Source organism: Ferruginibacter sp. SUN106, from assembly GCF_050611765.1.
Lineage (GTDB): Bacteria > Bacteroidota > Bacteroidia > Chitinophagales > Chitinophagaceae > Ferruginibacter.
Genome location: NZ_JBODJC010000005.1, coordinates 42,156 through 55,818, shown reverse-complemented (window position 1 = coordinate 55,818; position 13,663 = coordinate 42,156). Strand labels below are relative to the sequence as shown.

Here is a 13,663-nt window from a genome sequence, read left to right as displayed (position 1 = left end):
GGTTTTGGGTTTAAAACAACGCCAAGAAGGATATTTTTCGGATTTCGAAAGGAGGAAAGGCCCGCAGAAATCGCAGAATAACGCAGAAAAAAGACATATATCCATCTGCGAATTTCTGCGGGCAAATTTTATTCTACGATCCGCAGTTTCGCATAATTCAGCATGATCTTCTTCTCCCCGTTCAATTCAAAATTAACAGTGGCGATAGGATTATGTGCAGCACCTTCCATTTTCATTACTTCGCCAAAACCAAATTTCTGGTGCTCTACTTTTTGTCCGGCTTGTAAGTTGCTGGTATCGCTGGCTACAAAATCTTCAGATGGAGTGTGTTCAATAGTTTTGTTTTGTGGCTTAGGGGCAACATACCCCGGTGTTGCAGCTTTGCCCGGAGGAGCGCCATATTGCTTTTCTGCTTTGGCTGCTGCAGAAGATTTGCCTCCCCACGCATTACCGCCGCCGCCACCAAATCCACGGTTCATTCTTTCAAAAGCGGTACTGGTACTACTGCTGTTTTTCATACCGCCGCCGGCATAACTTTTATCTAAATAATCTTCCGGAATTTCTTCTAAAAAACGACTGCTTTCGTTTTGTTGCAGTTGGCCAAAGCGATAGCGTGCATTGGCATAGGTTAGCCACAATTTATCTTTGGCCCTGGTAATGGCCACATAAAATAAGCGGCGTTCTTCTTCCAGTTCTTCCCTGGTATTAATACTCATGGCGCTGGGAAAAAGTGTTTCTTCCATTCCACCTACAAACACTACCGGAAATTCTAATCCTTTAGCGGCATGTATTGTCATCAGTTTTACCACATCACTTTCGGCTTTATCATCATCAGCATCGGTGAGTAAAACAATCTGTTGTAAATAACCACCCAAACTTTTATCACCTACTTCACCATCTTCTTCATTCATCGGCGTTTCGGTAAATTCTTTAATGGAGTTCAGCAATTCCTGTACGTTTTCGTAACGGGCAAGGCCTTCAACAGTTTTATCATTAAATAATTCTTTAACAATATTGGTGTTTTTACCCACTAAAATAGCAACATCATAAGCATTCTTTTTGGTCAACTCACTTTGAAACATTTTTATCATCGTTACAAAGTTGTCTATTGCTTCCAAAGTGCCGCCTTTAAAACCGTACATAGCAGCATTGCAAAAAATATCCCAGAGCGTTAAATTATTTTCATTGGCAAACAATACCGATTTTTCAATAGTTGTTTTACCAATACCACGAACCGGATAATTGATGATACGTTTCAATGCTTCCTCATCTCTTGGGTTAACCACCACTCTTAAATAAGCAATAAAATCCTTTACTTCTTTACGTTGATAAAAACTCATGCCACCATAAATGCGGTAAGCAATACCCATCCTCCTCAATGCTTCCTCAAAGCTTCGGCTTTGAGCATTGGTGCGGTACAGAATAGCAAAGTCTTTATTGTAATAATGATTACGGAGTTTTTGTTCCTGTATGGTATCGGCTACGCATTTGCCCTCGTCATTATCCGTCATGGTACGCACCAGGCGAATTTTTTCTCCCTGCTCGTTATCGGTAAACAGCTTTTTTTCTATCTGGTTTTTATTGTTGCCAATTACTTCGTTGGCAACACTTAAAATACTTTTAGTACTGCGGTAATTCTGCTCCAGCTTTACCACTTTTACTTCGTCGTAATCTTTTTGAAACTGTAAAATGTTTTCAATGGTGGCACCACGAAAGCTATAAATACTTTGAGCGTCATCACCCACTACGCAAACATTTTCATGCATAGCACCGAGGAGTTTTATGATCTCGTACTGCGCCGTGTTGGTATCCTGGTACTCATCAATCATGATATACTTAAACTTGCGCTGGAACTTACTTAAACTATCAGGATGATTTTTTAAAAGGATGTACATTTTAAACAACAGGTCATCAAAATCCATGGCTCCGTTTTTAAAACAACGCCTGGCATACGCATCATATATCTGGCCGATGGCAGGGCGGTTGGCCCTCATATCTTCCTGTTGCAATGCATAATCATTCATGTATTCTGCCGGGCCAATCAACGCATTTTTGGCCGAAGAAATTCTGTTGTACACTACATTAGGTTTGTAATGTTTATCATCCAGGTCCATTTCGTTGATCACTGTTTTTACCACACTCTTGGCATCGTCGGTATCATAAATGGTAAAGTTGTTGGGATAACCAATTTTGTTGGCTTCACCTCTAAGTATCCTTGCAAATACGCTATGGAAAGTACCGATGTACAAATTCCGGGCTTCTGTATTACCCAAAACCTTTTCCACCCTTTCCTTCATTTCGGCGGCGGCTTTATTGGTAAAAGTGAGTGCCAGTATATTAAAACTGTCGATATGGTGAAAACCCATCAGGTGGGCAATACGTGTAGTGAGCACTTTGGTTTTACCACTACCTGCGCCGGCAATGATCATTATCGGGCCGTCTTTGTGTTCTACCGCAGTCCGCTGCGGCTCATTCAATTCGTCTAAATATTTGGGCATAAGGCAAAGTTACGAAAGGTAGATTTGGGGTGGAGGATTGTGAGGAAATAAATCAGCTTTATTTCTGCTGCTTTAAATAATCTTCCAGTAACATGGTATCTTTTTTGCCGGTGGAGGAATCGGTTACTATGATGGTGGTGGTTATGTTATTTCGCATCTTCTCTTCATTATCGTTCTTGTCAATATCATTAATGACGGTGGTTATATGCCAAAAATGAAATACCAGCCATAATACCCCCACACCAGAAGTGCCTGCTGCTATTTTGGTTTTGTTGTTCAGTTCTTAAATTTTAGTTGAAAGATGAAGGTAATCTAAATCTTGGATGGTAGCAAAATTGTTACCTGAAAATTTTGCAGGTAGTAGCAAATATGCTACCTTCATAAAACGGAAATAAAGCTTGTTTTAATGAAAGTAAAAGAATTATTAAAAGTGCTTAGAAACGACGGATGGAGAGATAAGGATCAGAAAGGCAGTCACCTGCAATTGGAACATCCGGTTAAAAAAGGGAAAGTTACGGTACCGATACATGGCGGAGATATTCCTAAGGGCACTTTAAATGCAATTCTTAAACAGGCAGGATTAAAATAAACAACCTATTCTATTATATAGTAAAACCAAAAAAAATGACACTACAATTAATATTGGAAAAAGATGGAGGCAAACTATGGGGTCGTGTTTCGTACAATGAAAACCTTATTGTTGACTCTTCTATAACCCTGCAGCATTTGGAAAAAAAATTGCGGAAAGCGTTAAAAGATTTTCACAAGATAGAAGAAGTGAAATTTGAATATGCGTATGACCTAACCGTATTTTTTGAGGAGTTTAATTTTCTCAATCAATCTAAGATAGCTGAGTTATCAGGAATTAATGCCAGCTTGCTGAGACAATATGCCTCGGGAGTAAAAAACCCATCTGAAACACAGGCAAAGAAAATTCAAACCACTATCCGGGGCCTTGCATTAAGGTTAAAAAACGTTCAGATTTATGCATAAGTAGCAAATCATTTCATAAAACATATAAAGAATTCCCGGGATAGAGAGGTTCTTCTCAATCCCTATACTATCATTTTCCTGGTTTCGGGAAAATGATATGCCACTGATGTAAAACTTCCCCTTCCATCACCAATCCTTTTTTATCTTAGTATCACAAAGTATAGTCTTGCAACACATCGAATTCTTCCATATCAATCATTTTGAAAATAATTATCACCGCATAAAACCTGCTAAGGACCTGGAAGTTTTTATCGATTTTTTCTGGGAAACAAAATTTGATGATTTGCTGAAAGAAAATCCGAAAGGTTTTTCAGATGCATTGTTTCCAAACATTGGGTACACTTATCTTATTAATTTAGGCACGCCGTTTATTATGCAGGTAGATGATAAAAAATTCAGCATGAAAACAGATGGTTTTTTGCCCAGGAATAAAGCCATTGAATGTTATCACCGGCAGGGCAATAAATTATTCGGTATCAAGTTTAAAATTTCTCCTATTATTTTTAAGACCAAGGTCAATTTTGCAGAGTACAGGGAGTATATTTACCCGTTGAGTTATTTAATGGAACAAGCAGTGATTGACAAAGTAAAGAAAGCAGCTTCCTTTGAAGAACGCATCAATATTTTAAATACTTATTTTCAATCCATCATTAAAACTTATTCCGGTTCCTGGGAAGCGATACGGATTGTATCAGAAATATTACAGCATTGCGATAGTAAAAATGATTTCATTACTCCGGTAGAGGAGTTTGCTGTACAGTATAAAATATCTGCACGAACATTGCATCGTTATTTTGAAACTACCACCAGCCTCAGCAGTAAAAAAGCATTGCAGGTATTGCGTATACGTAAGGCTGTACAGCAGTTAGCCAATTCGCCGGAAGATTTTACCTATGAAAAATATGGCTATTACGATTACAGCCATTTCTGCAAACACCTGAAACAGTTTTTAAGAAAGGACACCATTGTTGGTTTAAAACCGCATTTGCAGTTGTTGCAAAAATTTAATCAAAAAAATATATCCCAGCAAGCGAAATAATTCGGAATATATTATACCTGCCGAAGGCAGGTAGTTTTAGCCACAGATTGCAAAAATTACACAGATGAAAAACATTGTTTAAAACTGCGGGAGTCCTGGTTTTGCTGTATACAATAATTGTTATGCATAAACCCGGAATTGATAAAACACTAAGCTGACTTATCTGTGTAATTTGTGCAATCTGTGACAAGTACCAATTTTGCCGCAGGCAAATATTTTAGCTTCTCTTTTTTATAATAAAATTAATGTTACTTCTTCCCCGAATAAATCCGAATAAATTTGTATCTCCTTAATTATCCCTCTGTAATTAATTCTCCGCGGCGGAGCGGCCTTATTGTGCTCTCTGCCTTTCCTCTTCCGAAGCAGTTGTTCTTTTTCTTGCTGCCTGCACTTTATTATTTCCAAAACGATAAGTGAAACTTAAATTAGCTACCCTTGATTCTCTGTACGCATGCCATTTCTCTATATAGTTATTGTAAGTGATCACAGCTTTTGGAAGATTGGTCCAGAATATATCGGTAATGTTGAAACGCAGCGTACCCTTGTTTTTTAGAACGGTTTTTTGTACACCGGTTGATATGCCCCATTGCGGATCGAGTACCATAAAACCATATTGGCCGCCGGTGTTGATACTGGCGTTTAATTCAGCTGTCCAGCCTTTTTTAAAAGTGAAAGTATTGTTGGTTCTTATATCAGCCGCAGGCTTACCATTGTTTAAAGTAGTGCCGCTGAAATTGCCGTGAAACTTTTCGAAATAAATATTGCCGTTGTTTACCATGTTCCACCATTTGGTGATCTTTATTGGTGTGGAAAGTGATACACCAACATAATCAGATGAAGAAAGGTTAATAGGAATTTGAACTGTTACATTATCTGCAGAAGGAATATTGGGAAACACTTCTTTAAATCTTGCTAAAGTAATATTCTGGTTGTCTTTGGTATGACTGTAGCTCACACTGAAATTTAAATTCTTCAACGTATAACTTAATTCGTACGACCAGGTAAGTTGTGGCCGCAATGCGGTGTTACCGGTTGCATAAGTAGTTACATCAATTAAAAACAAAAAAGGATTCAGTTGAGAATATCCTGGCCTGTCGATACGGCGGCTTACAGATAAACCCAATGTTTGATCTTCTTTTAATTTATAATTGACAAATGCACTGGGAAATAATTGAAAATAACTGGAATCAAATTTTAAATTGCCCATTTTTTGTTCGGTACTCATATTGGTTTGTTCTCCTCTTAAGCCAACCTGCCAATCAAATTTTTTAAGTTCCTGGTGAAAGTTGATGTAACCAGCATTGTTATATTCTTTGTATAAAAAATGATTTGTTTTGTTTACATCATTTTGTGGCGTGCCGTTACTTACATCAAAAAATTTAGCATCATTATCAGATGATACAAAACTGGTTTTAAGGCCAGCTTCCCATTTACTTCCTTTACTTAATGGATTTACATAATCTACTTTGGCTGTTTTAAAAGTGAGTTTACCATTCTGGTCGCCATTTAAAATATAATTGGGTTGCAATGGTGTACCATCAAGTTTATAATAATTGGTAGCATTTAAGGTTAAAGATTTTGAATTGTACACACCATAATCAGCATCAGCAGTCAGCTCTTTACCAGTACTGTCGAAGCTGTGTTTAAAGTTGATATTGGCAACGCTGTTATTGGCGTGGTCGTTATTTGTTGCAAGAGAATTAAAGGTACTGGTAGCCTGTTTTTGTGTATTGAGTACGGTTGAACTGTTATCATTGTCTCGGGTATAATGATTAAAATTTCCATTAATCACAAACCCGATAATTGTTTTTTTAGAGGGAAAGAAATCCATGCCCAATCTTGCAGTGTTGGAACTGACAGGAGATTTAGAATAATTATCTTTCAGATCGCCGCCATTGTAAGCACCATTTTCATAAAAATTTCTATCTAACAATAAATGATTTAAACCAATACGATAAGCATAATTGTAATTGCCGAAAATATTTACTTTTTTATTGCGGTAATTAAATGTAGAACCAATATTTGCTTTTGGATAAACACCTTGTCCGTAACCGGTAGTAAATGTTCCGTTAACACCCAGTCGCTGATCTTTTTTCATGCGGATATCAATGATGCCTGAATTACCGGCTGCATCATATTTTGCAGAGGGGTTGGTAATAATATCTATGCGTTCAATGGCAGATGATGGAAGCCCTTTTAAATAATTGGCCAGGTCGGCACCGGTCATTGGTGTAGGCTTTCCATCTACCATTACAATTACACCCGATTTACCACGGAGTGTAATGTTATCATTCTGATCAATGTTCACACCGGGTGATCTTTCCAGTACATCCATTGCACTGCTGCCTGCGCTTACAATGCTATTGTCTACATTTGCCACAATGCGATCGGATAGTTTTTGAATGAAAGGTTTGCGGCTGGTAACAGTTACCGCACTTAATTGCGTGGTAGCCGGTTGTAATGTAATGGCAGGAATTTGTACTGCCGCTTGTTCAGCAGTTAAATTAAATGCGGAAGAATATTGTGTTGCAAAATTCACCATGGTTATTTTAATGATGTAATTACCAAAACCAATGTTTTCAAATTCTGCAATACCATTTTTATCTGTCAGCGATATTTTTACTAAGGAAGAATCTTTGGCTTTTCGTAATTCTGCAGTTGCATTTTCTGCTGCTTGCTGATTAATACGAATGGTGGCCGTTATTTTTCCTTTTGTGTTTTCCTGTGCATTGGCGCATAGCGATGCCACCAATAATAAAATGGTAAAAATGTTTTTCATGACTGCTTACTTTACAACAAAAGTGCACTCAAAACGAATGCGTTAGTAAGTGTTTTATACCAGCAGTAATTGTATAAAGATGAACGGGAGTATTAAAAATTGCCAATGTCTGTTTTTTACATCAGTATGGCTATTGTATTCAAGTATATTAATCGTTTAAAATCTATTTATAGAAAAAATTCTATACACAAAAGGTTCAGCTACTACAGCTGCCTAATTTTTTTTAACAAATCTTTACGTTCTAATATCCTTATCCGATTTAATAAATTAATCCTATGAATAACCATACAGAGATGTCTGATGAGAAACTCATCCAGTTTTATTTAAATGGCAACCCCGGCGCCATGGCCACTTTGGTGGAATTGTACAAAGACAGAATTTACAGCTCTATTTTTTCAATGGTACAGGATAAATACGTTGCGGAGGATATCTTTCGTGAAGTGTTTATCACTATTATCAACAACCTTATGGCAGGAAAAACTGCAGAGGAAGATAATTTTCTGCAATGGGCGGTGCAGATTGCTCACCAGCTGTGTATTGATCATACCCGTAAAACCAAAATGGCTTTTATTATGGAAACGGATAAAGAAAGTAATAATGTGGTTGAGGCGGTTAACTTTTCAGTACCGGTGCCGTTACCCAACACTACTTATTATGACAGCCATAGCAAGATCAAAAGCATGATATCTATGTTGCCCGACGAACAGAGAGAAGTGATGGCGCTCAACCATTATGCAGGACTGAGTTTTAAAGAAATTGCAGGCATAATGAAATGCAGTCTTTCAACAGCATTGGATACAATGAAATTTGGCCTTAATAACCTGAGAAAGCTGATGAATGAAAAAGAGATCATATTGAGATAGAAAACATAGCATTTTACAAACAAAAATAAAAATCCGGATAACTACTATTAGAAAGATTCCTACAAAGAGTTTATTTCCACCTCTACTGAAATGAATTTTTACTTTTAGATATTTGTAACACAATTCCCCAATAACCTAAAATCTATTTTATGAAAAGCACTACTACACTAACAGACGAACAAGCTGTTCAACAATTTCTTCATGGCGATTCGCAGGCTTTGGAATTACTTATCAACCGGCATAAGAACCGCATCTTCACCTCTATTTCTTTATTGGTAAAAGACAGGTACCTGGCCGAGGATCTTTTCCAGGATCTTTTTATAAAGATCATTGAAACCCTGAGGGCAGGAAAATACAATGAAGAAAATAAATTTTTACAATGGGCTATGCGTATTGCACATAACCTATGTATCGATCACTTCAGAAAGCTTAAAAATGCCCCCGTTATCAGAACCAGTGAAGACAGGGATATTTTTGATGTGCTGGATTTTAAAGAACCCAATGCTGAAGAAAAATTAATGAAAACTCAAAGCCATAATCGTGTAATGCAAATGGTGAGTATGCTTCCTGAAGAACAACGGGAAGTAATAATACTCAGACATTTTGCTGATCTGAAGTTTAAGGAAATTTCAGAATTATTACAGTGCAGCGTTAATACCGCTTTGGGCCGTATGCGTTACGGGCTTTTAAATATGAGAAAGATAATGCAGGAAAAAGAACTGGCTTTATAATAAGAGCCTGTTAACTGTAAACAAGCACAATAATTTTAAAACCTTCTTACCGGAAGGTTTTTTGTTTTTAAAAGATCTATCAGATAAGCCCGTTATCCATCTGTTTATTTTCTCTTTTAATTTTAAAATATAATGAGTATATTCAATATCATTAAACAATACCATTATGCCATTCTTCGATTTTCATTGCCATCCGGGTTTAAAACCCCAGTTTTCTGATCCAGCTACCAAGCCCTCACCCTGGGATTTTATTAATGCCAAACTGGTTGTGTCGAGAGATATTAACCTACGCATTAATAAGCTGTTTAATGAAACGCTGAATTCGCAATCTAACCTTACACAGCTATTGCAAAACGAGGTAAAGCTGATTGGTGTAATACTGCATGCGCCGGAACAAAAAATTGGCCAGGGCCTCAGCGAAAAAAAGATCGTTAACAAGGGCAAGGTAAATCTTATAGATACAAAACAATTGGCTTACCTGGCATCGGGCGTGCACAGTTACGAATTGATCAAAGAAGAGTTGAGATGGTTACAGGAAGCTGTACCCGAAATACCTGGTGCAAAATTTAAAATAGTAAGCAATACTGCAGATTTTAATGAAGCTGATAACAACACCGTTTTTGGGGCTATTATAGTAGAAGGCCTGCATTGCTTTTTCAACGATCCGGGTGTGGCAGATGCAAAAGAAAAATTCCTGGAAAATTTTAACGAGTTTACAGATGCACATACTGTGGTGGCTATTAATGTTTGCCATATGCAGCAAAACCCGTTTTGCAATCATGCACATGGTATACAATTTATAAATCCGACATATTTTTATCCTACAACAAAAGGCATTACACCGTGGGGCGAAGAAATAATTCAGTTGATGATGGATAAAAAGATATTAGCTGATATAAAGCACATGAGTATAAAAACAAGATGGGAATTATATACCTGGTTTAAAAATGACGATGATAGTTTTAAGCAACCTTTAATTTGTACGCATGCCGGTACTACGGGTATATCAATTGGCGATAAAGCAAAATACATGAAGCAGTCGCCTGTTGTTAAATTTGATGATAAGGGTAATAAAGTATATGAAGTAGTACATACAAAACCACAAAGCAGGCACGATAAAAAAACCTATCACAACTGCAGCAGTATTAATTTATACGATGAGGATATTGAATTCATTTTTTTATCGGGTGGCATTATAGGCCTTTCTTTTGACCAGCGCATTTTGGGTTTTGCCGATGAAACTATCCTACTCAGTGTAACCACGCCGCATGATGTGGAATACATCAGCGATAAAGAAGCCGGATTCTTTTTTGGTCCTGTTGATCCGGCTACACTAAAATTAAAAACAGATGATGAAGGTGTGTGGGCCAGTGAAGATTTTGATGATTTAGATCAATCGCTGTATGTAGAAATGCACCGCAGGTTCCTGATCAATAACATTATTCATATTTTGTGGGTGGCCAATAAACATGATGGCATTGATTTAAAAAAGGCAGCTAAACAAATTTGTATCGGTACCGATTTTGATGGTTTGATCAACGCCATTGATTGCTGTAAACAAGCCGATGGATTGCAACAACTAAAAGAAGATATAAAAGACCCCTTAATTGATCTTTTTATTTCAGAAGGATTAACTGCAATTAATGTGGATGAATTTTTAGATGACCTGTTTTATAATAACGGGAAAAATTTTATACTTAACAGGATAAGAGCAATGAGAGGTTAGTCTGCATTGCTCTTTATTGTTGTTTATCAGGCTGAGCAGTGAAATGTTTTTATTTAAAAGGATCAGAAAATCTTGGGTCTGTTGTTACGCTGTTATCAGTAAGGGTTTGTAAAAAAGCTAAAAGTTTTGCAGCATCGGGTGCCGGTACATTGTGCACAGGAAAAGAGTTTAATAAACTATTTAAAGTGGGCATATCGCCATTATGAAAATAAGGTGCAGTTAAAGCAATATTACGCAGGCTGCCTGCCTTAAACCTGTTTTCATTATTAATACCATGATCATTGGCATCAATATGCGTAAACGGTGCTATTGGCGAAGACGTGAGAAACATTGGCGGTGTATGACAACCGGCACAAAAGAATGCCCCGGCCGGAGCCCCGGCAGGTGGTGTAAGAAATAATTGTTCTCCTGCAGCCTCATCAGGAGTAAATGTGGCCAATCCCTGTTTTACCATGTCGTACTTACTTTTAAACGTAACAATAGAACGCAGGAACTGCGATACCGCTTTGGCAATTTTTACAGAATCAATTTGTGTACTGCCAAATGCTTTTTGAAAAAGATCAGGATAATAACTTAACCCCTTTACTTTAGTTTCCAGTTCGCCTAAGGTAAGGCCTAACTCCACACTGTTTTGTATAGGTTGTAAAATCAGCTTTTCCAATGTGGGTGCCCTTTCATCCCAAAACATTTTACCCGATTTGTAAAAGCGCAGGTTTAATAAAGCCATCGAATTTCTTGTGGTTAAGCCTCCCATAAAACCTTTGCTGAAAATAGCATTATCACTAAATGCAGTTTCGGCTTTATGGCAGCTGGCACAACTGGTGGTATTATTTTTAGAGAGGTGCTTATCATAGAATAATACTCTTCCTAAAGTAGCGCCATCGTTGGTAATTCCATTATCAGCCGGTGTATTATCATTTACCGCTAAAGAATCCTGTATGAATTTTGGATAAGCATCAATATAATTAAACGGAGCTGCAGGAAGCTGGGGCAACACAGTTATTTCAGGCACCACGGGCAAAGGGAGATGATTTTTTGAGCATTGCAAAAAGACCACCACAACACTAAAAAGAATAGCAACAACAAATGTTTTTTTCAGGTGCATGGGTTAAACGTTTAGTAAAGCAGTTAATAAGTAGTGTGCAGGATATATGTACTAATAGACAAAATATTTAATAAGAAGCTGCATCTTTGCAGCCCGGATACCGGGATTTTATTTTATAACAACGAGCGATTAAGTTTAATATGATGTAACTTTATTAAAATTTATTGTTATACCAAGGCCAAAAAAGGTGTTTTAACCCCAAAAAATTACCACTTTGTGGTATTGTTTTGTTGGAAAAACTAACCTCTCTTTGTAGCAGGTACAAACTAATTAGACCCTTTACAAACTGAACATATATTTAGTACGAACGTTAAAGGCCCGTATTTTTAAGCCTAGCCTGAAAACTCGAGAAATTACCTTAGTAGATTTTTCTCATGCTTGAACACAACCTGTCCCGGTTCCCCGGGATGGGTTTTTTATTTAAGAAAACACCCAACTAAAAAAATTATCAAAAAAATACTAAAATAATTAGTGTTGATAAAATAAACTTATTATCTTTGGTTCCGAATTTACATTTACAACGCAAAACCAGATACATCACATAAAAAAAACAAACACATGAGCAACGCAACAGACAAAATGGAAAAAACAGAAAAATTTAAGGCGCTGAAATTAACGATCGATAAGATCGATAAAGATTTTGGCAAAGGCTCGGTAATGATGATGAATGAAAAGACCAATATGGAAATTGAAGTAATTTCCACCGGCTCAATTGGTTTAGACATGGCCTTAGGTATTGGTGGTTTACCTAAAGGAAGGGTGGTTGAAATTTATGGCCCTGAAAGTAGTGGTAAAACAACTTTGGCAACACATGTAATTGCAGAGGCGCAAAAGAAAGGCGGTATGTGTGCATTCATAGATGCAGAACATGCATTTGATAGTGTATATGCAAAAAAATTAGGTGTGGATATTGATAATTTACTCATCTCTCAACCGGATTATGGCGAACAGGCTTTGGAAATTGCCGATCGTTTAATTCTTTCCGGAGCATTGGATGTGGTAGTAATAGATTCTGTTGCAGCATTGGTGCCTAAAAGTGAGCTGGAGGGTGAAATGGGCGATAGCAAAATGGGTTTGCAGGCAAGATTGATGAGCCAGGCTTTGAGAAAATTGACAGCTACAATTCATAAAACCAATTGCTGCTGCATATTTATTAACCAGCTTCGTGAAAAAATTGGGGTAATGTTTGGTAACCCAGAAACTACCACCGGTGGTAATGCTTTAAAGTTTTATGCTTCTGTACGTTTGGATATCCGCCGTATGACACAAATAAAAGATGGCGATGAAGCAGTAGGTAACCATGTAAAAGTAAAAGTGGTAAAAAATAAAGTAGCACCACCATTCCGCCAGGCTGAGTTTGACATTATTTACGGAGAAGGTATCAGTAAAGTGGGTGAGATAATTGATATGGGCGTTGAATTGGGTATTGTGCAAAAAAGTGGTAGCTGGTTCAGCTATAACAATGATAAATTAGGCCAGGGAAGGGAATCAGTAAAGCAATTAATGCTCGACAATCCTGAAATGGCATCAGAAATAGAAGCCAAAATAAGAGAAAAGGTGAAAGAGATGCAGGTTGCATAACAACTGTTTTCACTTATTAGGGTTAGTAAGTATAAGGTCATTATGTGTAAAAGCATAATGACCTTTTTGTTGATATGCTGAAAATCCTTTTCGGCTTTTTCCATAACCGAAATAAAATTTCAGTGTACTAAAACGGGCAACAAGTGTAATGTTACTTTTTTCACTATTATGCAGGTATGCTGAAAATCCTTTTCGGCTTTTTCTGCAACCGAAATAAAATTTCAGTGTACTAAAAGCAGCAACAGGTATAATATTACGCTTGTTTCACCATTAAGCAGGTATGCTGAAAATCCTTTTCGGCTTTTTCTGCAACCGAAATAAAATTCCGGTGTACTAAAAGCTGCAACA

Annotated in this window: 10 protein-coding genes; 7 read left to right on the top strand and 3 right to left on the bottom strand. The window is 37.2% G+C overall.

The annotated features are described in order from the left end of the window. Positions 1-128: 128 nt before the first annotated feature. On the bottom strand, positions 129-2,498 hold the full coding sequence (locus ACQ334_RS19670) for an ATP-dependent helicase (protein ID WP_430989975.1): 2,370 nt from the start codon (positions 2,496-2,498) through the stop codon (positions 129-131). A gap of 406 nt (positions 2,499-2,904) precedes the next feature. Here ACQ334_RS19670 and ACQ334_RS19665 point away from each other — a divergent pair, with 406 nt between their 5' ends. From ACQ334_RS19665 to ACQ334_RS19655, 3 genes are all read left to right on the top strand, one after another. Then, positions 2,905-3,087: a type II toxin-antitoxin system HicA family toxin gene (locus ACQ334_RS19665; protein ID WP_430989974.1), complete on the top strand. Its 183-nt coding sequence runs from the start codon at positions 2,905-2,907 to the stop codon at positions 3,085-3,087. 35 nt (positions 3,088-3,122) lie between these two features. Next, a complete protein-coding gene (locus ACQ334_RS19660; RefSeq protein ID WP_430989973.1) occupies positions 3,123-3,491 on the top strand; it encodes a hypothetical protein in 369 nt (122 codons plus the stop codon). A 166-nt stretch (positions 3,492-3,657) separates the two neighbouring features. Next, positions 3,658-4,530 carry a helix-turn-helix domain-containing protein gene (locus ACQ334_RS19655; RefSeq protein ID WP_430989972.1) on the top strand — a complete coding sequence of 291 codons (873 nt, stop codon included), beginning with the start codon at positions 3,658-3,660 and terminating at the stop codon, positions 4,528-4,530. Positions 4,531-4,861: 331 nt separating this feature from the next. Here the strand turns inward: ACQ334_RS19655 and ACQ334_RS19650 are convergent, their stop codons facing one another. Continuing rightward, a complete protein-coding gene (locus ACQ334_RS19650; RefSeq protein ID WP_430989971.1) occupies positions 4,862-7,309 on the bottom strand; it encodes a TonB-dependent receptor domain-containing protein in 2,448 nt (815 codons plus the stop codon). Positions 7,310-7,584: 275 nt separating this feature from the next. On the opposite strand from ACQ334_RS19650, the gene ACQ334_RS19645 reads away from it, so the two are divergent. From ACQ334_RS19645 to ACQ334_RS19635, 3 genes are all read left to right on the top strand, one after another. Continuing rightward, positions 7,585-8,172, top strand: coding sequence for an RNA polymerase sigma factor (locus ACQ334_RS19645; RefSeq protein ID WP_430989970.1), 588 nt, complete (start codon positions 7,585-7,587; stop codon positions 8,170-8,172). A gap of 149 nt (positions 8,173-8,321) precedes the next feature. Then, complete coding sequence (locus tag ACQ334_RS19640; protein WP_430989969.1) at positions 8,322-8,903, top strand: RNA polymerase sigma factor; 582 nt, start codon at positions 8,322-8,324, stop codon at positions 8,901-8,903. A 166-nt stretch (positions 8,904-9,069) separates the two neighbouring features. Next, a complete protein-coding gene (locus ACQ334_RS19635) occupies positions 9,070-10,629 on the top strand; it encodes a membrane dipeptidase (RefSeq protein WP_430989968.1) in 1,560 nt (519 codons plus the stop codon). A 49-nt stretch (positions 10,630-10,678) separates the two neighbouring features. Here the strand turns inward: ACQ334_RS19635 and ACQ334_RS19630 are convergent, their stop codons facing one another. Next, positions 10,679-11,734 (bottom strand): cytochrome-c peroxidase, encoded by a 1,056-nt coding sequence (locus ACQ334_RS19630; RefSeq protein ID WP_430989967.1) that lies wholly within the window; start codon positions 11,732-11,734, stop codon positions 10,679-10,681. Positions 11,735-12,292: 558 nt separating this feature from the next. Here ACQ334_RS19630 and recA point away from each other — a divergent pair. After that, on the top strand, positions 12,293-13,315 hold the full coding sequence (recA, locus tag ACQ334_RS19625) for a recombinase RecA (RefSeq protein ID WP_430989966.1): 1,023 nt from the start codon (positions 12,293-12,295) through the stop codon (positions 13,313-13,315). Positions 13,316-13,663 lie beyond the last annotated feature (348 nt).

Bases quoted from the DNA above. Each gene is read 5' to 3' on its own strand.
- ACQ334_RS19635 (WP_430989968.1), top strand. From the start codon at position 9,070: ATGCCATTCTTCGATTTTCATTGCCATCCGGGTTTAAAACCCCAGTTT.
- ACQ334_RS19665 (WP_430989974.1), top strand. From the start codon at position 2,905: ATGAAAGTAAAAGAATTATTAAAAGTGCTTAGAAACGACGGATGGAGA.
- ACQ334_RS19645 (WP_430989970.1), top strand. From the start codon at position 7,585: ATGAATAACCATACAGAGATGTCTGATGAGAAACTCATCCAGTTTTAT.
- recA (WP_430989966.1), top strand. From the start codon at position 12,293: ATGAGCAACGCAACAGACAAAATGGAAAAAACAGAAAAATTTAAGGCG.
- ACQ334_RS19650 (WP_430989971.1), bottom strand. From the start codon at position 7,309: ATGAAAAACATTTTTACCATTTTATTATTGGTGGCATCGCTATGCGCC.
- ACQ334_RS19660 (WP_430989973.1), top strand. From the start codon at position 3,123: ATGACACTACAATTAATATTGGAAAAAGATGGAGGCAAACTATGGGGT.
- ACQ334_RS19640 (WP_430989969.1), top strand. From the start codon at position 8,322: ATGAAAAGCACTACTACACTAACAGACGAACAAGCTGTTCAACAATTT.
- ACQ334_RS19630 (WP_430989967.1), bottom strand. From the start codon at position 11,734: ATGCACCTGAAAAAAACATTTGTTGTTGCTATTCTTTTTAGTGTTGTG.
- ACQ334_RS19670 (WP_430989975.1), bottom strand. From the start codon at position 2,498: ATGCCCAAATATTTAGACGAATTGAATGAGCCGCAGCGGACTGCGGTA.